The 20,267-nt window shown below is 63.3% G+C and carries 18 protein-coding genes; 6 read left to right on the forward strand and 12 right to left on the reverse strand.

Going from position 1 to position 20,267, the window contains the following annotated elements:
• Position 1: 1 nt before the first annotated feature.
• From trpC to lexA, 4 genes are all read left to right on the forward strand, one after another.
• The gene (trpC, locus tag BN1233_RS19060) at positions 2-799 is read left to right on the forward strand and encodes an indole-3-glycerol phosphate synthase TrpC (protein WP_046865190.1); all 798 of its coding nucleotides are present in this window, start codon (positions 2-4) and stop codon (positions 797-799) included.
• Positions 799-1,275: a cyclic pyranopterin monophosphate synthase MoaC gene (moaC, locus tag BN1233_RS19065; protein ID WP_046865191.1), complete on the forward strand. Its 477-nt coding sequence runs from the start codon at positions 799-801 to the stop codon at positions 1,273-1,275. The genes trpC and moaC overlap by 1 nt, the downstream gene beginning before the upstream one ends.
• Positions 1,272-2,483: a molybdopterin molybdotransferase MoeA gene (locus tag BN1233_RS19070; RefSeq protein ID WP_046865192.1), complete on the forward strand. Its 1,212-nt coding sequence runs from the start codon at positions 1,272-1,274 to the stop codon at positions 2,481-2,483. The genes moaC and BN1233_RS19070 overlap by 4 nt, the downstream gene beginning before the upstream one ends.
• A 98-nt stretch (positions 2,484-2,581) precedes the next feature.
• Entirely contained in the window at positions 2,582-3,277 is a 696-nt protein-coding gene (gene lexA / locus BN1233_RS19075) for a transcriptional repressor LexA (protein WP_046865193.1), read from the forward strand.
• Here the strand turns inward: lexA and BN1233_RS19080 are convergent.
• Entirely contained in the window at positions 3,255-5,501 is a 2,247-nt protein-coding gene (locus tag BN1233_RS19080) for a ComEC/Rec2 family competence protein (protein WP_046865194.1), read from the reverse strand. The genes lexA and BN1233_RS19080 overlap by 23 nt on opposite strands.
• A gap of 108 nt (positions 5,502-5,609) precedes the next feature.
• On the opposite strand from BN1233_RS19080, the gene gltX reads away from it, so the two are divergent.
• Complete coding sequence (gene gltX / locus BN1233_RS19085; RefSeq protein ID WP_046865195.1) at positions 5,610-7,028, forward strand: glutamate--tRNA ligase; 1,419 nt, start codon at positions 5,610-5,612, stop codon at positions 7,026-7,028.
• Between the two features lie 174 nt (positions 7,029-7,202).
• Complete coding sequence (gltA, locus tag BN1233_RS19090) at positions 7,203-8,495, forward strand: citrate synthase (protein WP_046865196.1); 1,293 nt, start codon at positions 7,203-7,205, stop codon at positions 8,493-8,495.
• Positions 8,496-8,542: 47 nt separating this feature from the next.
• On the opposite strand, the gene lpxB is transcribed toward gltA, so the two are convergent.
• The 11 genes from lpxB to frr form a co-directional block, all read right to left on the reverse strand.
• Positions 8,543-9,718, reverse strand: a complete 1,176-nt coding sequence (gene lpxB, locus BN1233_RS19095) for a lipid-A-disaccharide synthase (protein WP_046865197.1) — start codon at positions 9,716-9,718, stop codon at positions 8,543-8,545.
• Positions 9,711-10,568, reverse strand: coding sequence for an LpxI family protein (locus tag BN1233_RS19100; protein WP_046865198.1), 858 nt, complete (start codon positions 10,566-10,568; stop codon positions 9,711-9,713). The genes lpxB and BN1233_RS19100 overlap by 8 nt, the downstream gene beginning before the upstream one ends.
• On the reverse strand, positions 10,568-11,377 hold the full coding sequence (gene lpxA, locus BN1233_RS19105) for an acyl-ACP--UDP-N-acetylglucosamine O-acyltransferase (protein WP_046865199.1): 810 nt from the start codon (positions 11,375-11,377) through the stop codon (positions 10,568-10,570). Before lpxA ends, BN1233_RS19100 begins: the two co-directional genes overlap by 1 nt.
• Positions 11,374-11,838, reverse strand: a complete 465-nt coding sequence (gene fabZ, locus BN1233_RS19110) for a 3-hydroxyacyl-ACP dehydratase FabZ (RefSeq protein ID WP_046865200.1) — start codon at positions 11,836-11,838, stop codon at positions 11,374-11,376. The genes lpxA and fabZ overlap by 4 nt, the downstream gene beginning before the upstream one ends.
• Before the next feature lie 33 nt (positions 11,839-11,871).
• On the reverse strand, positions 11,872-12,936 hold the full coding sequence (gene lpxD / locus BN1233_RS19115; protein ID WP_046865201.1) for a UDP-3-O-(3-hydroxymyristoyl)glucosamine N-acyltransferase: 1,065 nt from the start codon (positions 12,934-12,936) through the stop codon (positions 11,872-11,874).
• Between the two features lie 35 nt (positions 12,937-12,971).
• Positions 12,972-15,491 carry an outer membrane protein assembly factor BamA gene (gene bamA / locus BN1233_RS19120; RefSeq protein ID WP_046865202.1) on the reverse strand — a complete coding sequence of 840 codons (2,520 nt, stop codon included), beginning with the start codon at positions 15,489-15,491 and terminating at the stop codon, positions 12,972-12,974.
• Positions 15,492-15,651: 160 nt separating this feature from the next.
• Positions 15,652-16,815 (reverse strand): RIP metalloprotease RseP, encoded by a 1,164-nt coding sequence (gene rseP / locus BN1233_RS19125; protein ID WP_046865460.1) that lies wholly within the window; start codon positions 16,813-16,815, stop codon positions 15,652-15,654.
• 22 nt (positions 16,816-16,837) lie between these two features.
• Positions 16,838-18,028 carry a 1-deoxy-D-xylulose-5-phosphate reductoisomerase gene (gene dxr / locus BN1233_RS19130; RefSeq protein WP_046865461.1) on the reverse strand — a complete coding sequence of 397 codons (1,191 nt, stop codon included), beginning with the start codon at positions 18,026-18,028 and terminating at the stop codon, positions 16,838-16,840.
• Positions 18,029-18,055: 27 nt separating this feature from the next.
• Entirely contained in the window at positions 18,056-18,898 is an 843-nt protein-coding gene (locus BN1233_RS19135; RefSeq protein WP_046865203.1) for a phosphatidate cytidylyltransferase, read from the reverse strand.
• A 1-nt stretch (position 18,899) separates the two neighbouring features.
• A complete protein-coding gene (locus tag BN1233_RS19140; protein WP_046865462.1) occupies positions 18,900-19,667 on the reverse strand; it encodes an isoprenyl transferase in 768 nt (255 codons plus the stop codon).
• Positions 19,668-19,697: 30 nt separating this feature from the next.
• Positions 19,698-20,261, reverse strand: a complete 564-nt coding sequence (gene frr / locus BN1233_RS19145) for a ribosome recycling factor (RefSeq protein ID WP_046865204.1) — start codon at positions 20,259-20,261, stop codon at positions 19,698-19,700.
• Positions 20,262-20,267 lie beyond the last annotated feature (6 nt).

A 20,267-nucleotide genomic window follows, 5' to 3' on the forward strand; every position in this document is an offset into this window, starting at 1 on the left:
CATGACCGACGTCCTTGCGCGGATCGAGAGCTATAAGCGGCGCGAGATCGCCTCTGCACGGGCCGCCGTTCCGCCTGCTGTCATCGAGCGCCGTGCAATCGAGGCGCCGCGTGCGCGAGGCTTTGCATCTGCGATCATGCAGAAGCTCGATGCCGGCGAGTTTGCGCTCATCGCCGAGATCAAGAAGGCGAGCCCTTCCAAAGGACTTATACGGGCCGATTTCGATCCGCCTTCCCTCGCCCGCGCCTATGCGGACGGTGGTGCCGCCTGTCTGTCGGTCCTTACCGATGAGCCGTCCTTCCAAGGGCGCCCCGAATATCTCACCGCGGCCCGCGAGGCGTCCGGTCTCCCGGCCTTACGCAAGGATTTCCTGTTCGATCCTTACCAGGTCTTCGAAGCGCGCAGCTGGGGCGCGGATTGCATCCTCGTCATCATGGCGAGCGTCACGGACGCAATCGCGCGGGAGCTCATAACGATTGCCCGCGAGCTCGGGATGGATGCTCTGGTCGAGGTACACGACAGGGATGAGTTGGATCGCGCTCTGCAGCTCGACGCACGGCTTCTCGGCATCAACAATCGGAATCTCCGCACGTTCGAGGTCTCTCTCGCCGTGAGCGAAGAGTTGGCCATACGCGTTCCGGCCGACAGGATCATCGTCGGCGAGAGCGGCATCAGCACTCACGCGGATCTGCAGCGTCTCGCTCGGAGCGGAATCCGCACGTTTCTGGTAGGCGAAAGTCTCATGCGGTGCGCCGATGTGGCAGGTGCGACGCGCAGCCTGCTGCAGGGAGAGGCGTGATGAGCCACCTCACCCATCTCGATGCGACCGGCGCCGCCAACATGGTGGATGTGTCCGGCAAGGAGGCGACGGTCCGGATTGCATCCGCCGAGGGGACAGTCGTGATGCAGCCCGAGACGCTCCAGCTGATCAGGAAGGGCGACTCCAAGAAAGGTGACGTCCTCGGGACCGCGCGGCTCGCCGGAATCATGGCCGCAAAGCGCACTCATGAGTTGATTCCGCTCTGCCATCCGCTCCTCCTGTCGAAAGTCTCAGTCTCCTGCGATCTCGACGAGGCAATCCCCGGCGTGCGGGTTTCGGCCGAGGTGAAGGTCGCCGGCCCGACGGGCGTCGAGATGGAGGCGCTCACCGCTGTTTCCGTCGCCTGCCTCACGATCTACGACATGGTGAAGGCCGTGGACCGCGGAATGAGGATCGAAGCCGTGCGGCTCCGGTCCAAGAGTGGCGGACGGTCGGGAGATTTCTCGGCGCCATGACCCTGCTCCCGGTCTCAGCTGCACGCGAACAAGTCCTCAGCTCCGTAGCCCGGGTTGTTGAGGACGAGGAGATCCGGATTGAGGAATGCGCAGGCCGGACCCTGTCGCGCGACCTTCATGCCCTGCGCGATCAGCCGCCCTTCCCGGCCTCCTCCATGGACGGCTTTGCGCTCGGCTCGGCGGGAGAGCAGCCCAACTGCTACCGCGTGATTGGCACGAGCGTCGCGGGCAGGCGCTTCGACGGAACGCTTGGACCGGGTGAGGCCGTCAGAATTTTCACGGGTGCGCCCGTCCCGCCGGGGACGGAGCGCATAGCGCTTCAGGAGAATACTGAGAGATCGGGCGAGTCGATCCTCGTCTGTGATGACGGCGGCCCGGGTCGGTACATCCGGCGGACCGGCCTCGATTTCCGGCACGGACAGGCCCTCCTCCATGCTGGCCAACGTCTCGACGCGCGCCGTGTCGGCCTCGCCGCCGCCATGGGCCATCGGAGCTTGCCGGTCCGTCGGCAGCCCCGCATCGCAATTCTTGCCACCGGGGACGAACTCGTTCTTCCAGGGGAGCCGACCGGACTCGACCAGATCGTTGCCTCGAACCCCTACTCCGTCGCTGCGATCGTGTCGCGAGCCGGCGGCATTCCCGTCGATCTCGGAATTGCTCGCGATCGCCTGGAGGCGCTGGAGGAGCGCATCGACATGGCAGCCGCGGCCGATGTCGATATTCTGGTGACACTGGGCGGCGCATCCGTCGGTGAGCACGACCTCGTTCAGGAAGCTCTCCAGCGACGCGGTATGGAGCTGCGCTTCTGGCGCGTTGCGCTCCGTCCGGGCAAACCGCTCCTTCATGGGCGGGTTGGGCGCATCTTGTTGCTAGGTCTGCCCGGAAATCCGGTCTCATCCGTTGTTTGCGCGATTCTCTTTCTTGTTCCCGCGATCCGCGCTCTCGTCGGCGATCCACTGGCCGGCTGCGATCCGACGGAGCCGGCGCGGCTGGGCGTGTCCCTGCCCGCGAATGATCATCGTGAGGATTACCTCAGGGCTACGCTCCACCGAGGCGACGACCTCATTGCGACGCCGCTCGCGCCGCAGGATTCGTCCATGCTGTCGATCCTCGCCGCTTCGGACGCACTGCTCATGAGACCGGCCCGTGCTCCGCCGGCCTCCGTCGGCAGTCCGTGCCGGATCATCTCGTTCGACCGCTATTGCTGAAGAGCAACTTGACAGTGCCCTTGCAGAACACATCGCGAACGTTTACTCTGTTCGTGGTTTGTTTCGGAATCGCCTCGCCGAAGCTGTAAGGTTGAACAATGCTCACGCGCAAACAGCACGAACTCCTCCGCTTCATCCACGAGCGCCTTCGCGAAACCGGGGTCCCGCCGTCTTTCGACGAGATGAAGGACGCCCTGGACCTGAAATCCAAGTCCGGGATCCATCGCCTCATCACGGCCCTCGAGGAACGCGGCTTCATCCGCCGACTGCCGAACCGTGCGCGGGCTCTCGAAGTTGTTCGCCTTCCGGACGCCATGGCCGGCGTGCAAAGGCGATTCACCCCGAGCGTTGTGGAGGGTGGTCTCGCGCGGACGAAGGCGCCTGCTTCGCCTCCGGCGGAAGAGAGAATCCGCGACACCGAAATTCCGGTCATGGGACGGATCGCGGCCGGCACCCCGATTTCGGCGATCCAGAATCGCAGCCACTCGATCAGTCTCTCGCAGGACTTTCTGGCGCAGGGTGAGCATTACGCCCTCGAGGTCCGAGGCGACTCGATGGTGGAGGCCGGCATCCTCGATGGGGATCTCGTAGTGATCCGCCGTCAGGATGTCGCGAACACAGGCGATATCGTCGTCGCGCTGATCGACGATGAGGAGGCGACCCTCAAGCGCTTCCGCCGACGGGGCTCCTCGATTGCGCTCGAGGCGGCGAACCCTGCATATGAGACGCGTGTTCTCGGGCCCGATCGCGTGAAGATCCAGGGCAAGCTGATCAGTCTCGTTCGTCGTTACTGACCGTCCTACCTCCGCGAGGAACGGTTCGGCGAGCAGCCGGCGTGAAGGCCTCGCCGGCTGCAGGCTTCCGCGACATGTGCTCCGGCTGGCGTGACGACTGAATCGTTGCACCCTCCTCTTCAAGACGAACCACGATCGCACCGTGTGCGAGCAGCATAGGCCGATCGATGACAAGGCTGGCCGCGCATCCGGGCGGAGCGCGGGTACGGCTGATGACGACATCGGCGCGGCCGCAATCCTCCTTCAATGCCGCGAGTTCGGTCGTGAATGAGATTCTGCGCCCGCCCCGGACCTCGACGGTGCAGCCGGCCGGATCACAATTCACGCCCTCGTAAAGCGTCGAATCGCTTGCCTCACGGCCATCTCCATCCGCCCGAAGCCACTGCTCCAGGACGAATTTGGGTGGACGACCTAGCACGACGAGTTGCCCGCTACGGCCTCGCACCGCAGCCCCCAGTCCGTCTCGGTCAACGAAGATATCCTGCCGTATCGGGGACACGCCGATTGCCAGTGCTGCGGCGGCCGGAACGACGGCAAAGTAACGCAAATCCGAGACCGGGATCGTTGCCATGAGGAGCGCGAGCGAGGCGGCAAGGATTGCTCCGGCACCCATGGCTGGTACGAACAAGGTCGAACCTTCGAGACCCGCTACTAAGCTCGCAGCCTGAAGAACGAGGTCTACCGCCCAACCCATCATGGTCCAGACGAAGCCGTCCAATCCGAACGGATAGAGCACCGTCCCGACAACGGCTGCAGGCATGACGGCGATCGAGACGAGAGGCAGCGCGAGAGCGTTTCCGATCAGTCCGTAAGCGTTGAAGGTCTGGAAGTGATAGGCTGCGAATGGTGCCGTCGCGAGACTCGCAACGAAGGTCGTTCCGATCAGGGGGATCGCGGCGCGCAGGAACAGAGCCGCAATACCCAGAAGAACCCGCTCAGTTAGAATGCTGCCGGATGCTTTCTGAAGCAGGGGCGAGGCGGCAATCAAAGCCACGACCGCTCCATAGGACATCTGAAAGCTCGGTCCGAGCAGCGCTTCGGGCTCGAATGCGAGGACCACGATGGCTGCGAGGGCGAGATTGCGCAACGACAAGGCAGGTCGATCCGCGAGGATTGCACCGAGCATGATGAGCGTCATCACGAGGGCGCGTATGGTTGCGAGTTCGGAGCCCGAAAAAAGGCAGTAGCTGACGGCCGCAATCATTGCGACGATTGCAGCGACCTTCTTGATGGGCCACATGAGGGCGATCACCGGAAAGAGCGCGAGGATCCCTCTTGTCAGCGCGAATATTGTCCCGGCGGCAAGCACCATGTGGAGGCCGGAGATCGACACGATGTGGTATAAACCGGCGGCGCGCAGATCTTCGTTCGTCGTCTCCTCGATCGATCCTCGCTTGCCCGTGACGAGGGCCGCCGCAACCGCTCCCTCCGGCCCACCGATCGCAGAGGCAATGCGACGAGTCAGCGTGTTGCGGGCTTGATCGAGAGAGGCTGACAGAGCCAGACGCCATGACTTCGGAACGGGAGAACTCGACCGCTGAACCGCGCCGAGAGCGGACCCGACGGCGCCAATCCCCCGGAAATAGGCGTCTCGCGCGAAGTCGTATCCTCCCGGCCACGCGCGATCGGGAGGCGGCAGAAGCCGCGCGTTTGCTGTGATATGATCTCCGGCGACCAAGCCTGTCGCATCGCGCAGAGTCAGTCGGATTCGACGCGGTCGTTGGGTCTGCGGAATGCGGTCCATGCCGGTGACATCGAGAATGACACGGGCTCCGCTCGGTCGATCCTCGATCGCTTCGATAAATCCCGAGACGGGTGTGATCACGACGCGGGACAGCCCGATGGTAGCGATGGTCCCAGTTCGCCAGGCCGCTGCGGCGAAGCCTGAACAGAGCGCCGCAATCGCCACCAGGACGAGAGCGAGTCCGAAACGGCGCCTCGCGAGGAATCCTGCCGCACCGAAGATCGCCGCCGCAGTAAACGGGACCAACGCCCCGGGCCTGCCATCGGCCGAGAAGAACAGGAGGATGCCCAGCCCGAAAATCACTGCGAGCCAGGGAAAGAGGCGCCGCTGCAGTACCTCCTTTTCGGCCTGCCGCAGCAACCAATTCCGGAGCCGCCCCCAGCTCGACTCGAGTGGAAACTCTCCCGTGGTCTCCCAATCGGATCCCACGCTCGCGAGGGCGCGGATCCGAAGGCGTCTGCCGGCGTTATCCGGGGCCATCGCGTCGCCTTGAACGGAGGCGTCCGCACGTGGTAGGCGCCTGCCCGTATTGGCTAAGTCCGAAAGTGCCTTGGCTCAAGTCCCTCCCCTGACCAGGCCTCCCCCACAATGACCGTTGTCACCCGTTTTGCACCCTCGCCGACCGGATTCCTCCATATCGGCGGAGCCAGGACTGCGCTGTTCAATTGGCTTTATGCACGCCATACGGGCGGGAAGATGCTGCTGCGCATCGAGGACACGGACCGGGAACGTTCCACCGATGCAGCCATCCGGGCCATTCTCGATGGGTTAACCTGGCTCGGCCTCGATTGGGACGGCGAGGTCGTATTCCAGTTCTCGCGGGCGGCACGTCACCGGGAGGTCGCCGAAAGTCTGCTCGCGAGCGGACGCGCCTATTACTGCTATGCGACCCCGCAGGAGCTCGACGAGATGCGGGAGGCCGCCAGGCGCGAAGGGCGCCCGCTCCGCTACGACGGCCGCTGGCGCGATCGCGATCCTGCCGAGGCTCCGGCCGGCGTGAAGCCCGTCATCCGCCTGAAGGCTCCCATCGAAGGCGAAACGGTTGTGGATGACGTGGTCCAGGGGCGGGTCGTCTGGCAGAACAAGGACCTCGACGACCTCGTCCTCCTCCGGTCCGACGGAACCCCCACCTACATGCTAGCGGTCGTTGTCGACGATCACGACATGGGGGTGACGGACATTATCCGGGGCGATGATCATCTCACGAATGCGGCGCGCCAGACGCAGATTTACAATGCGCTCGGGTGGACCGTGCCCCGCATGTCCCACATCCCGCTGATCCATGGACCCGACGGCGCAAAACTCTCGAAGCGGCACGGTGCGTTGGGCGTCGATGCCTATCGGACAATGGGCTACCTCCCCGCCGCTCTGCGGAACTATCTGGTGCGCCTGGGCTGGAGTCATGGCGATCAGGAGATCTTCTCCACGGTAGAGATGGTGGAGACCTTCGGTCTCGAAAGCATCGGGCGCTCGCCGGCGCGGTTCGATTTCGCGAAGCTCGAGAACCTGAATGGCTATTACATGCGCCACTCCTCGGACGAGGAACTCGTGCACGCGCTCGAGGTCATTCTCCCAGAGATCGGACCGCAGCGCGGGATCGGTCCCTCGTTCACCCCTTACCTCCGTGCCAAGCTGCTCCAGGCCATGCCGGGGCTGAAGGAGCGTGCAAAGACGCTCGTGGAACTGCTCGACGCGGCCTATTACCTCTATGCCACTCGGCCGCTCAAATTCGATGACCGTGCCTCCGCCATCCTCAAGGAAGGTGCCTCGCGCCTGGCCGGGCTTCGGGAAGAGCTTGCATCGCTGGACGATTTTTCCGCCGCCTCGGTCGAGGCCGTGGTCCGCAGCCACGCCGAGAAAATCGGCGTCAAGCTCGGGCAGGTCGCTCAGCCTCTCCGGGCGGCGCTGACCGGCCGTTCCACCTCTCCCGGTATCTTCGATGTGATGGCCGTCCTCGGCCGGGAGGAGTGCCTCGCGCGGCTCGCGGATGTGCAAAAGGCCGGATAGGCCATATCTATGCCCTAACGTTATGCAGCCCGGTCGTGCTTGAACGGTCACCACGGATAAGCTACCGAACCGCATCTCCGTCCGCCGGAGATTGGTGGGTCCCGCCGCTCACGGGCCGAGTGCCCTGGAATCGGCCAACCTCCGATCCGGCTTCACCCTGAAAGGGCTTGGATCATGGATTCCAAGAGCAGCACTCTCAACGTCGACGGAACGTCGGTCGAGATGTCCATCAAGCGGGGCACGATCGGGCCAAGTGTCATCGACATCTCGAAGCTCTATGGGCAAACTGGGATGTTCACCTACGACCCGGGCTTTACGTCGACGGCAAGTTGCGAGTCGAAGATCACTTATATCGACGGGGACGAAGGCGTACTTCTGTACCGAGGTTATCCGATCGAGCAGCTCGCAGAGCACGGCGACTTCCTGGAGACTTGCTATTTGCTCCTTTACGGCGAGCTCCCGACCGCTGCGCAGAAAGCGGATTTCGACTACCGCGTCACGCGCCACACCATGGTTCACGACCAGATGAACCGCTTCTTCCAGGGATTCCGCCGCGATGCGCATCCCATGGCGATCATGGTGGCCTGCGTCGGTGCGCTTTCCGCCTTCTATCACGACTCGACGGACATCTCCGATCCTCATCAGCGCATGGTTGCATCGATGCGTATGATCGCGAAGATGCCGACACTGGCGGCAATGGCTTACAAATACTCCATCGGCCAGCCGTTCATCTATCCGAAGAACGATCTCGACTACACGTCGAACTTCCTTCGCATGTGCTTTGCGGTGCCGGCGGAAGAGTACAGGGTCAACCCGGTCCTTTCGCGAGCCCTCGATCGCATCTTCATTCTCCACGCCGATCACGAGCAGAATGCATCTACGTCGACTGTACGTCTCGCCGGGTCGTCCGGAGCCAATCCATTTGCCTGCATCGCGGCAGGTGTCGCCTGCCTTTGGGGCCCTGCCCATGGCGGCGCGAATGAAGCGGCGTTGAAGATGCTGGAAGAGATCGGCACGCCCGATCGGATTCCGGAATTCATCGGGCGGGCGAAGGACAAGAACGATCCCTTCCGTCTCATGGGCTTCGGCCATCGCGTCTACAAGAACTATGATCCTCGCGCCCGGATCATGCAGCACACGACGCACGAGGTGCTGTCCGAGCTCGGCATCAGAGACGATCCGCTCCTCGACGTAGCCATGGAACTCGAGCAGATCGCGCTGAAGGACGAATACTTCATCGAGAAGAAGCTCTACCCAAACATCGATTTCTATTCAGGGATCACGCTCAAGGCGATGGGCTTCCCGACCTCGATGTTCACCGTACTCTTCGCTCTGGCGCGCACCGTCGGTTGGATAGCTCAGTGGAGCGAGATGATTGAGGATCCGTCTCAGCGTATCGGGCGGCCGCGCCAACTCTACACTGGCGCCCCCCGGCGGGATTACCTCACGGTCGCGCAACGCGGCTGATCGATCAGCACCGGAGTGATGCGAAAGGGGGCGACAAGCCCCCTTCTCTATCTGGATTGTATTCCCGTAACGACGGAGTCGATGATGCGTGCCGCCCGGCCACTCGGCGTCTCGTCACCGATTGTCATCAGTTCGTCCAGCCGCGCGAAGGCCGCCACTTGCCGGCTTCTGGCAGGCGTATCGCGCATGAGAGGCAGAAGCGCATCGGCCAGCCTTTCCCCCGTGCACGCCTCCTGTAGGAGCTCAGGAATGATGTTATCGCGCAGGACGAGATTTGCGAGCACGACCGAGGGTACCGTGACGAGAAAGCGAAGGAACCACTCGAGCGGCGTGACCTTGTAGGCGACCACCATAGGAATGCCGGACAGGGCCAATTCCAGCGTGACGGTTCCCGATGCAGCCAGCGCAACCTGAGCCGATCGGAAGGCGGCCCATTTGGCTTCCTCGCCGCGGACGATGCTGACTGGAACGGTCCAGGATTTCACCCGTCCGGCTATTTCGCCGGCAAGTCGCTCGACGGCCGGAATTGTAACCTCGAGCGATATGCCCGCCGCGTTCAGCACCGCCAGGGCCTGCCCAAAAGGTTCCATCAGTCGGCTGACTTCCGAGCGGCGGCTGCCCGGCAGGACGAGGAGTCGAACTGGGCTGTCGCCGAGCCGAGGCCTCTCGCTCGGGGTAGGGCGCAGGTCGTCCAGGCGCTCGATCAACGGATGGCCAACATAGGTCGTGGGCGGGCCAGACAACCGGCGATGCGCATCCGGCTCGAACGGGAGCAGCGCCAGGACATGGTCGACATAGGACCGCATGGCCTTGGCGCGTCCTGGCCGCCAAGCCCACACCGACGGACTGACATAATCGATGATCGGAATCGAGGCGTCGCTGGCGCGAACCCGGCGCGCGACCCTGTGCGTGAAGTCCGGCGAATCGATGATCACGAGCACATCGGGCTTCGATCGCAGCACCGCATCCGCCGTGAAGGCGATTCGATTCAGGATCTTCGGGATTCTCGGCACGACGGCGCTGATCCCCATGACCGCGATCTCGTCCAGGAGAAACAGGCTCGCGAGCCCCTCGCCCGCCATGCGGTGCCCCCCGACGCCCTCGAACTGCATCGAATCGGAACCGAGCCGTGCGCGAAGAGCGCGCATGAGCTTGGCGCCGAGTTGATCGCCCGATTCCTCGCCGGCAACCAGGAAAATGCGGCGCCTCGCCGTTTCAGCCACCCGCCGCCTCCCTGGTCATCGGGACGCTGACCACGAAGATGTTCTGGCGATCCGCTTGCCGCAGCATCTCGGCCTGATCGACTATCAGGGTAGCACCTTCTCCCAATGCGATCCCCGCAAGCCCGGCACGCGTTGCTTCCCGGACCGTCCTCGGCCCGACGACAGGCATGTCGACGCGAATGTCCTGATCCTTCTTCAATGTCTTTACCAGCACGCCGCTGCGGCCCCGCCTGCTGAGCGGCCAGCGCCGCAGGCGAGCGACTCTGCGCAACATCGAATCGGTTCCCTCCGGACCCTCGACCGCAAGCACGCGCATCCCCTCGACGACAGCCCCCTGCCCCACGTCGAATTCCGATAGTGCGTCGAGAAGCGCAATGCCGGTGCGGATGGCCTCTTCGTCCTGGCGGCTCGGCATGGCGCGGCTGTGCAGATCAGGATGTGCAAGAAGGTGAGGTGCGAGTTCATGGGCCCCGACGACACGCTGACCATGCTCCTCCAGGAGTTTCACGGCGCCGCGGAGCAGCTTGTCATCACCACCCGAGAACACCCGCTGGATCTCTGCCCGGTTCCGAAGGAAGGACGAGGCTCCGAGAATCGCGCCGGGCCGAGGCCTGCTGACGGCGCCCGCGAAAGTCACCGTTGCAGGACGCCAGGACTGGAGAACTGCGAGTATGCGGCGGATGTCGAGCAGATCGACGACAACGTCCGCCCTGCGCGTCAGAACGCGGTCGGTGAAGCCACGCAGGGCCATGATCCGGAATGACGCTCCCGTCCTGTCGAGATGATCGACCAGTTCGACAGGGAGGCGTCCGGACCCGGCAAGGACAGCGATCGAGCCCTCGGCCGGCATCAGGCCTGGCCGACAGGATCTCGCGGGGTACAGAGCGATCGATCCTTCCCTTCGCGGATGAAATCGAGGATCTCATGGACCGTCGGGTGTGTCGCGAACTCGGCAGCCACGTCTTCGACCCGCTCTGCGAGTGTGCCCTCGTCCGCGAAGAGCAGGCGGTAGGCGCGGCGGATGTCGTGAATCTGCTCGCGCGAGAAGCTACGCCGCCGAAGGCCAATGATGTTGAGGCCCGCGAGATGGGCACGATTCCCGAGCGCCATTCCATACGGAATGACATCGTTCTCGATCGCAGACATACCTCCGATGAAGGCGTGCTGGCCGATCCGCACGAACTGATGGACCCCTGCGCCGCCGCCGATGATCACGAAGTCGCCGATCTCGCAGTGACCGGCGAGCATCACGTTGTTCGAGAAGATGACGTTGTTGCCGATCGTGCAATCATGCGCGACGTGGGAGTTCGCAAGGAAGAGACAACAATCCCCGACGACGGTCTTCATGAGACCACCGGCTGTGCCGGGATTCATCGTGACGCCCTCCCGGATCGTGCAATCTGCGCCGATCGACAGAGTCGATGGCTCACCACGATATTTTACGTCCTGGGGCGCATGGCCGATGGAGGCAAACGGATAGATTTTGGCCCGCGGTCCGATCGTAGTATGGCCAGTTACGACGACGTGGCTCAGCAGCGTCGAGCCCTCGCCGATCTCGGCATCTGCCCCGACGAGGCAAAAGGGCCCGACCGTGACACCCGCTCCCAGTTTAGCTCCCGGCTCGACGACGGAGGTCGGATGGATTGCGGGATCGCTCATTCCATCACCAGCATCGCGCTGACTTCCGCTTCGCAGACGAGCGTTCCGTCCACCTTCGCCTCGCCCTTGTACCACCACATGTTGCGGCGGTTGTTGAGCTTGCGCATGTGATACTCGATCCGGTCACCGGGCTCGACAGGCTTTCGGAACTTCACCTTGTCGATGGTCATGAAGAAGACCTGCTTCGGCTTGGCCTGCTCGGCAATCTTCGAGGCGACGCAGATTGCGCCGGCCGTTTGCGCCATCCCCTCGATCAGGAACACGCCCGGAAAGATCGGGCGTGTCGGAAAGTGGCCGGCAAACTGCGGCTCGTTGAACGTGACGTTCTTGATCCCGATGCAGGACCGGTCGCCATCGATTTCGATGATGCGGTCCACGAGGAGGAATGGATAACGATGCGGCAGGAGTTCGAGAATCTGCAGAATATCAGCTGACTGAAGCGATTCAGGCGCTTCGGACATGGCAAGAACTCCACGAAATCGTGCGGGTCGGCCTCAGGCCGGTTCCGAGTCGTCTTTCGCGAGATCGCCCTTCGATGCAAGCTTTTTCAGCGCCGTGATCTCTCTGAACCAGTCGCGCATCGGCTTGGCTGGAGCACCGCCCCAGCGCGCCCCGGGCGGCACGTCGCCATTGACGGCGCTCGTCGCAGCGATCTGCGCGCCCGCTCCGATCCTGACATGCCCCTTCACCCCGACTTGGCCGCCGAGAGCAACGAAGTCCTCAAGGGTGCTGGACCCGGCAATTCCCACCTGCGAGACGATGATGCAGTGGCGGCCGATGACAACGTTATGACCGATCTGGACCATGTTATCGATCTTGGTCCCCTCGCCAATCACGGTATCGCGGCTCGCGCCGCGGTCGATCGTGGTGTTCGCCCCCACCTCGACATCGTCTTGGATAATGACCCGGCCGACCTGCGGAACCTTGAGATGGCCTTGCGGGCCCATCGCGAAGCCGAACCCGTCCTGCCCGATGCGAATGCCCGGGTGAAGGATCACGCGGTTGCCGACATAGGCATGCGAGATCGTGACATTGGCGCCGATCGAGCAATCGCGACCGATCTTCACATGAGGACCAACGACGCTGTGCGCACCAATCACGGTGCCGGAACCGACCTCGGCTCCCGGGCCGACGACCCCGCCGGGGTCGATGGTGACACCATGCTCGAGCCGGGCCGTCGGATGCACGAAGGAACCAGGCGAGACGCCCGTAGCTCCGAACGACGAGCCGGGACGGAGCGCGACCGGATAGAACAAACCCAGAGCCTGCGCGAAGACCCGATATGGCTGGGGCGTGACCAGGGCGATGGTTCCGCGGGGGACGCGTGACGCAAATCGCGACGACACCAGACAGGCAGCCGCACGTGTCTCGGCGAGGGCGCCGACATACACGACATTGTCCATATACGCGAGATCGCCAGGTCCCGCGGTCTCGAGTGGGGCAACACCGGAGAGCGCGAGATCAGGGTCGGCCTCAGCCGGTAATGGTGCCCCGGCGAGCCCAGCAACGTCAGAGAGCCGAAGACTGCGCTCCAGCGGAAAATAGCTCGTATCGATCATGATGATGGGGCGCCCGCATAGGGCGCCCGAAATTGTTAGAACCGGGTTCCCCCCGAGAAGCGGAAGGCTTGGACGCGATCGCCGCCGACCTTGCCAACGCCATCAATGAAGATGCCTTCGTCCTTCGTGAGCGCAAAAGCATAGTCGAAACGAATGGGCCCGAGCGGTGAATCCCAGAGGACTGATGCACCAACGGATGAGCGAATGTCGTGGGTATCGCGCACGAGAATGCACTCCGCCTGCACGTCGCGGGCAGCCGGGACGGTGCATCCGGGGGCAAAGCCTTCAAACAAGCCGTTCCGGTTCACGTCGAAGCTGGTCGGGCCCTCATAGCCGAACAGCGTGCCTGCATCCGCGAACACTGCGCCCCGCAGGCCGAGTTCACGTGGCAGTCCGAAAATCGGGAACTGAACCTCCAGGGTCCCGCCGAAATACGTGGTACCGCCGACAGCGTTCGAGCGGCTGTCGAGCGTCGAGATATCCCTCGGACCGATGCCATTGGACGCGAAGCCGCGCACGAGCGACGGACCCAGGAAGAATTGATCGACGATCCGGAGATCGTCTCCAAGCCCCACGATGTTGCCGCCTTGGACGCGCGCGATTCCGACGATGTCCTCGAAGATCTCGTGATAATAGCGCGCATCGGCCGTGGCGCGGAAGAACCGGGAGTCGCCGCCGAGCCCGGCCACGTCCAGCTTGGCCTCCGCGTAGATTCCGCTTCGCGGCTTCTTCACGTTGTCGAGCGTATTGTAGTTAAGCGTGACGCCCGCGAGCGACGTCAGTGTCTCGCCTTCCGATTCCTTGATCGCGAGCGACGCCTCGCCATTGCCCTCGCAGAAAATCCGGGATGCCTGTTGGCCCGTAGCGCCGGTTGCGGTCCCACCGCCCGCAAGCTGTGTGTAGCCCGGGATCGGGACCGAGCAGTCGTTATAGGGATACTTGACGGTGTTCGGGATCTCGAGATCCTGCTGGTAGAGCGAATAGCGCAGCGTGACGCCGAACTCCTCGGTCACCGGCAGGCCAAGCCGCAGCTGACCACCGGTCAGGCGGTTCTCGAACCGCGAAAATTCCGTCTGATCGCTGTACTTCGAGAACAGGTCGATGCCGGCTGCGAGGCGATAGCCGAGGAAATACGGCTCGGTGAAGGAGAAATCGATACCCTGCGTCCGCTGGCCGTACTGGCCCGCCAAGCGCACGAACTGGCCGCGACCAAGGAAGTTCGATTCGCTGACCGAAACCTCGCCGATGAACCCGTCGGCCGTCGAATAGCCGCCGGCAATCGAGAATGAGCCAGTAGCCTGATCCTCGACATCCACGTTGACGACGATCCGATCCGGCGCACTGCCGGGCTCGTTCGTGATGCGCACGCGCTTGAAATATCCCAGATTGTTCAAGCGCCGCTCGGCGCGGTCCATCAGGACTTTGTTGTAGGCGTCACCCTCGCCGACATCGAACTCCCGGCGAATGACGTAGTCGCGCGTGCGGGTGTTGCCGCGAATGTTCAGGCGCTCGATGTAAACCCGCGGCCCTTCCTCGACCACGTAGCCGAGATTGACGGTCTGGGTTGCCGCGTCGCGCGCACCGATCGGGCGTACCTGGGCAAACGCGTAGCCACGCCGGGAGACCTCGGTGGTCACGTTCTGGAGTGAACGCTCGACTGCCTCGGCATTGTAGATCTCGCCGGTCGACGTAGCGATCTGGCGGCGCAGGGCTTCCGGGTCAATGTCGGGGATGCGGGAATCGAGGGTCACCTCCCCGATCCGGTATTGCTGGCCCTCATCCACTGCGATCGTGATGACGTAGCCGCCGCGGGCAGGATCAAACTGGACGTCCGTCGAAACGATGCGGAAATCCGCATATCCGTTCTTGAGATAGTAGCGGCGGATCAGCTCCTGGTCGGCAACGAGCCGATCCGGATCGTAGACGTCCGTGGACTTCAGGAAGCTCAGGATATTCGTCTCGGTCGTTGTCATCACGCTGCGCAGGCGGCTGGCCGAGAAGGCCTGATTTCCTTCGAACCGGATTTCCTTCACGCCGGTCTTCTCGCCCTCGACGATATTGAAGACCACGTCGATCCTCCCGTTCGGAAGATCGACGACCCGAGGGGTCACCTGGGCGAGGCCGCGCCCCGTGCGGCGGTAGAGCTCGAGGATACGCTGGACGTCGGCATCCACGACAGCTTGGTTGTAGGTGCCGCGAGCCCGGGTCTGGACCTCGGACTCGAGAAGCCCGCGTTCGACCTTGCTGTTGCCCTCGAACACGACGCGATTGATCGTCTGATTCTCGGCGACGGTAACAACCACCTGAGAGCCACGGCGAGCGACCTGGACGGAGGAAAACATCCCCGTCGCGAGGAGATTGCGACGGGATTCCTCAAGGGAGCCGGGGGTGATGTACGAGCGGATCGTCTCGCTATCGACGCGGCTGTTGCCCCGCACGACTACCTGCTGGGCAGCCGCGCTCTCGGCAGCCACGAGACCCACCAACAATGCGCTCATCGCTACAAATGTCGGTCCCGCCGATCTCCGCCGGCGCTTCGTCGTCGATGTCATCAACTGGCCCGTCTCGTTCTACTTTGTTTTACAACGCACCGGACCCCTGGCGAAGTCGATCGACTCCCCCTTGGCTCCGCTCCGCTTGATACAAAGTTTGGCTTCCGATGCAAACGTCAGCCGTCCCACCACCGGAGCATTTTCCGTGGGCGTGGCGTCCGTGTCACGTCCCGCGGCTCGAGAATGTTGCGCCAAGGTGAACAATATCGTTCCAAGTGGCGAAGAGCATCAGGAGAACGACGATCGCAAAGCCGATCCGGAATCCGATTTCCTGTGCTCGTTCACTCAGGGGACGCCCACGGCCGGCCTCGATCGCGTAGAAGAGAAGGTGCCCGCCATCAAGGAGCGGAACCGGAAACAGGTTGATCAATCCGATGGAGACCGACAGGACGGCGATTAGATTGACGAGGCCTGCCAAGCCACCCAGGCTGGCAACCTGACCCGATACCTGTGCGATCCGGATCGGCCCGGACAGTTGATCGGTCGACTCACGGCCAGTGATGAGCTTCCCGATGTAGTCGAAGGTGCGATCGACGACGTACCACGTCTCCGAAAAGCCGGATGTGAGGGCTCCGATCGCGGTATAGTCGACCCGCCTAATGTCCTCGGGATTGCGGGATGCCTGCAGGCCAAGGAGTCCGATCCGCTGCTTACCGAACGGGGTCGTCTGCTCCTTGAGATCCGGCGTCGCCTGGAGCGTGATGGTCTCCGATCCGCGCTGGACTACGATCGTCAGCGCCTCGCCCGCGCTCGCGCTGACGATCCGCTGCATATCGGAGAAGCTTTCGATCTGCCGCCCGTCGATTGAAACGATCAGGTCGTTCGGCTGGAAGCCAGCCCTCTCGGCCGCAGAGCCTGCCTGCACGACGTCGACGCGCGGATCCAGGACCTGGCGACCGTTGACATAATTGAGTCCTGCGAAAACGGCGATCGCCAGGATGAAATTGGCGATCGGTCCCGCTGCGACGATGGCAGCCCGCTTCCAGACTGTTTGGTGTGGAAAACTGATGGCCCGCTCCGCCTCGGAGAATTGGTCCAAAGCGGCGCGATCCGGTGTACTGGCGGCACTCGCGTCTCCGACGAACTTGACATATCCGCCGAGCGGGATGGCACAGAGCTTCCACCGCGTGCCGCTCCGATCCGTCCAGCCGTAAAGCTCGGGGCCGAACCCGATGGAGAAGGCCTGCACGCCGACGCCGAGCCGGCGGCCGACCCAGAAGTGCCCGAACTCGTGGACGAAGACGACGACCAGAAGGACCCCCAGAAAGGAGACCAAGGTCAGAGCCAGCGAGCCTGTCATGCTCCCGAGGGCTTCGATCAAGTTCATGATGTTTCCTTCCGGCCGCACCTCATTGGGCAGCCACTATCCTGGGAAGGCGCTCTTGAGACAGGGCTCGCGCCTCCGCATCGATCATTAGCGCCTCGTCCACTGAGCCGGGTTCGCTTATGGCGCTCATTTGGGAGCAGACCGTATCGACAAGCGCTGGTATCCCGTAAAAACCGATTTGCCCTGCCATGAAGGCGTCTACAGCCACCTCATTCGCCGCGTTCAGGACGGTTGGCGCTGCACCGCCCGCCTCTAGCGCCGAGCGCGCGAGCCGAAGACAGGGAAATCTATCCTCGTCAACGTTTTCAAAGGTTAAACGCCCGATAGCGGCAAGATCTAGGCCGGATCCGGCCCGGGTAAGACGCCTGCTGCCCCTCAGGGCATTCGCGATCGGAATCCTCATGTCCGGCACCGCCAGCCCTGCCGTGACGGATCCATCGACCCACTGCACCAAGCCGTGAACGATCGATTCCGGGTGGACCAGAACCTCAAGGCGCCGTGAGTCGATCCCGAAGAGATGATGAGCCTCGATCAGCTCAAGGCCTTTGTTCATCAGGGTCGCGGAATCAATATTGATCTTCGCTCCCATCGACCAGACGGGATGCGCAGCCGCCTGCTCGGGCGTTGCCTTATGGAGCCGATCCCGGCTCCAGGTCCGGAAGGGTCCGCCTGAGGCCGTCAGCACGGCCGAGGCCACGTCGCCGATGCTGCCGGCAGCGAGTGCCTGATCGAGCGCATTGTGCTCCGAGTCGACCGCGTAGATGTCGGCCCCTATCCGACGCGCGTCCTCCATGAAGACACGCCCCGCGCAGACCAGGCTTTCCTTGTTGGCAAGGGCGATCCGCCGGCTCGGCCTCAAGGCAGCATGGGTCGGTCGAAGCCCAGCAGTGCCGCTGATCCCGGCGATCACGATATCGGTGTCGCGGGCGACCGCTTCCTCCAGGGCGCAGCTCCCGGCCCCGCACATGACACCGGATCCGGAGAGTTCCAGTTTGAGCTCTGCCAGGCGAGATGGATCCGCAAGGGCAGCAAAGCGAGCATTCAGTTGTCGTGCGACGCGTGCGAGAGCTCCAGCGTCATGCCCTCCCACGACTGCCTCGACCTGGAACCGATCGGGCTCCGCACCCAGGACGTCGGCCGCTGAACGCCCGATCGAGCCCGTCGCTCCCAGGATGGTGACTCTATGATGCTCCCCTGAGCGGTCTCCCGGCATCTTCACTCGCGGCTGTCTCGGCATCAGCTATGTAAACAGCAGCCACAGGCCCGCAAGCGCCGCAACTGCCCAAAACCCGTCGACCCGGTCCATGACCCCACCATGCCCGGGAATGATGTGCCCGGAATCCTTTACCTCGAACTGACGCTTCAGGGCCGACTCCGCGAGATCTCCGAGCTGACTCGCCACGGATGCAAGTGCGGAAACCGCTGCGACCGCTGCGAGGCCTGGCCGGTCATCCCATTCACCGAGCGCCAGCTGGATAACCGCGCATCCCGCGAGAGTTCCCCCAAGCAAGCCTCCGGCGAAGCCGGACCACGTCTTCTTTGGGCTGATGCGCCCCCAGAGCTTCGGGCCACCGAACCGGCGACCGGCAAAATAGGCCGCGACATCGGTGGTCCAGACGATAGCGAACATCCAGAGAAGCCAGGTCAGGCCGGTGTCAGGCTGATACCGGATAGCTGGCGGAACGAGCGAAATTACTGCCGCGTAGCCGAAACCGGCTGCAGCCCAGGCGCGATCTCGGCCACTGCGGCCGAGAAAAAGACATCCGGTCAATGCTGCCGCAACCACGAGAAGTGCCGGGCCCGCTCCGGCAGAAGCCATACCGACAACGGTCAGGAGAGCGAGAGCTGCGCCGAGGAGCCATATGAGAACTCGCCTGGGCTCGACCCTCGCGATGGTGAGCCATTCGACGAGGACGGCGAACCCCGCCACGAGCCAGAACAGGGCCAGAATGGGACCGCCGAGGTAAGCCGCCCCGAGCGCGAGGAGCGCGAGCAGCAATGCCGATAGGATCCGGGTCGCGAGTTCACCTGAAAGCCGAGGCAAAGGGAAGGGACCGGCCGGCTTCTCCCGGCGCTGTGTCATCTTACCCGACCCGCGGACTGAGCCCGCCGAATCGCCGGTCTCTACGACCGAACTCTCGAATGGCCGCCTGGAAGCTCACGAGGTCGAAGTCAGGCCAGAAATCCGGCAGGAACACGAATTCCGAATAGGCCGTCTGCCAAGTGAGGAAGTTCGACACCCTTTGCTCGCCGGACGTCCTGATGACTAGGTCGGGATCCGGGATCCCGCTCGTGTCCAAAGCCTTCTCGAAGACTTCCACGTCGATGTCGGCAGGCTGCAAGCTGCCCGCCTTAACTTTCTCCGCAAGGATCTGAACGGCGCGCAGGATCTCCTGCCGTCCGCCATAGTTGAACGCGACAGTCAGGTTGAGAGCCGTATTGGCGCGGGTCAGATTCTCTGCCTCTTCGATGAGAGCGCGGATATCGGATGCAAGGCCGTTCCGGTCGCCGATTATCCGAACCTTGACCCCGCTCGCATGCAGTTCCGCCAGATCGTGCCGGATGAAGCGCTTGAGGAGGCCCATGAGGTCGGCCACCTCCTGTGCCGGCCGCCTCCAGTTCTCGGATGAAAAGCTGTAGAGCGTCAGGTACTTCAGCCCAAGATCGCCCGCCGCCCGCACGGCCCGCCGTACCGCCTCGATTCCTCTGCGATGCCCTTCGATGCGAGGCAGCCCACGCCGGGCCGCCCATCGGCCGTTCCCATCCATGATGATGGCGACATGGGTCGGCACGACCTCCGGAGCGAAGTCGATGTTGTCGGACAGGGGGGCGATGTTCCGTTCGCCGGCCATCATCGGCGACCTCTCGGGTGGTGCCGGTCGTCAGACCTGCATGATTTCTTTTTCTTTGGCGGCGAGCACCTGGTCGATGTCTGCAATCGCCTGGTCGGTAGCCTTCTGGACCTGCTCGCTCTGCCGCTTCTCGTCGTCCTGGCTGATGGCGTGATCCTTTTCGAGCTTCTTGAGTAGATCGAGTCCATCGCGCCGGACGTGGCGCACTGCGATGCGCGCTTCCTCGGCATATTTATGGGCGACCTTGACCATCTCCTTCCGGCGCTGCTCCGTCATCTCGGGGATGCGGAGACGAATGACCTGTCCTTCCGTCTGCGGGTTGAGGCCGAGATCGGACTCGCGGATGGCCTTCTCGACAGCCGCCACCATGTTGCGGTCCCAGACCTGAACGCTCAAGAGGCGCGGCTCGGGCACGTTCACGTTCGCGACCTGTGTGATCGGGACATGCGAGCCATAGGCATCGACCCGCAAGGGATCGAGCAGAGTGGGCGAAGCCCTCCCCGTGCGCAGCGTTCCAAGGTCGTGCTTGAAAGCAGCTATGGCGCCTTGCATCCGACGCTTCACGTCCGCGAGATCAAAGGTCGTTACAGCCATTTCTTT

This window comes from Microvirga massiliensis, assembly GCF_001006805.1.
GTDB lineage: Bacteria > Pseudomonadota > Alphaproteobacteria > Rhizobiales > Beijerinckiaceae > Microvirga > Microvirga massiliensis.

What these genes read in the sequence shown, in the direction of transcription:
- trpC (WP_046865190.1), top strand. Translation starts at nt 2, where the DNA reads ATGACCGACGTCCTTGCGCGGATCGAGAGCTATAAGCGGCGCGAGATC.
- moaC (WP_046865191.1), top strand. Translation starts at nt 799, where the DNA reads ATGAGCCACCTCACCCATCTCGATGCGACCGGCGCCGCCAACATGGTG.
- BN1233_RS19070 (WP_046865192.1), top strand. Translation starts at nt 1,272, where the DNA reads ATGACCCTGCTCCCGGTCTCAGCTGCACGCGAACAAGTCCTCAGCTCC.
- lexA (WP_046865193.1), top strand. Translation starts at nt 2,582, where the DNA reads ATGCTCACGCGCAAACAGCACGAACTCCTCCGCTTCATCCACGAGCGC.
- BN1233_RS19080 (WP_046865194.1), bottom strand. Translation starts at nt 5,501, where the DNA reads ATGGCCCCGGATAACGCCGGCAGACGCCTTCGGATCCGCGCCCTCGCG.
- gltX (WP_046865195.1), top strand. Translation starts at nt 5,610, where the DNA reads ATGACCGTTGTCACCCGTTTTGCACCCTCGCCGACCGGATTCCTCCAT.
- gltA (WP_046865196.1), top strand. Translation starts at nt 7,203, where the DNA reads ATGGATTCCAAGAGCAGCACTCTCAACGTCGACGGAACGTCGGTCGAG.
- BN1233_RS19100 (WP_046865198.1), bottom strand. Translation starts at nt 10,568, where the DNA reads ATGCCGGCCGAGGGCTCGATCGCTGTCCTTGCCGGGTCCGGACGCCTC.
- lpxA (WP_046865199.1), bottom strand. Translation starts at nt 11,377, where the DNA reads ATGAGCGATCCCGCAATCCATCCGACCTCCGTCGTCGAGCCGGGAGCT.
- fabZ (WP_046865200.1), bottom strand. Translation starts at nt 11,838, where the DNA reads ATGTCCGAAGCGCCTGAATCGCTTCAGTCAGCTGATATTCTGCAGATT.
- lpxD (WP_046865201.1), bottom strand. Translation starts at nt 12,936, where the DNA reads ATGATCGATACGAGCTATTTTCCGCTGGAGCGCAGTCTTCGGCTCTCT.
- rseP (WP_046865460.1), bottom strand. Translation starts at nt 16,815, where the DNA reads ATGAACTTGATCGAAGCCCTCGGGAGCATGACAGGCTCGCTGGCTCTG.
- dxr (WP_046865461.1), bottom strand. Translation starts at nt 18,028, where the DNA reads ATGCCGGGAGACCGCTCAGGGGAGCATCATAGAGTCACCATCCTGGGA.
- BN1233_RS19135 (WP_046865203.1), bottom strand. Translation starts at nt 18,898, where the DNA reads ATGACACAGCGCCGGGAGAAGCCGGCCGGTCCCTTCCCTTTGCCTCGG.
- BN1233_RS19140 (WP_046865462.1), bottom strand. Translation starts at nt 19,667, where the DNA reads ATGGCCGGCGAACGGAACATCGCCCCCCTGTCCGACAACATCGACTTC.
- frr (WP_046865204.1), bottom strand. Translation starts at nt 20,261, where the DNA reads ATGGCTGTAACGACCTTTGATCTCGCGGACGTGAAGCGTCGGATGCAA.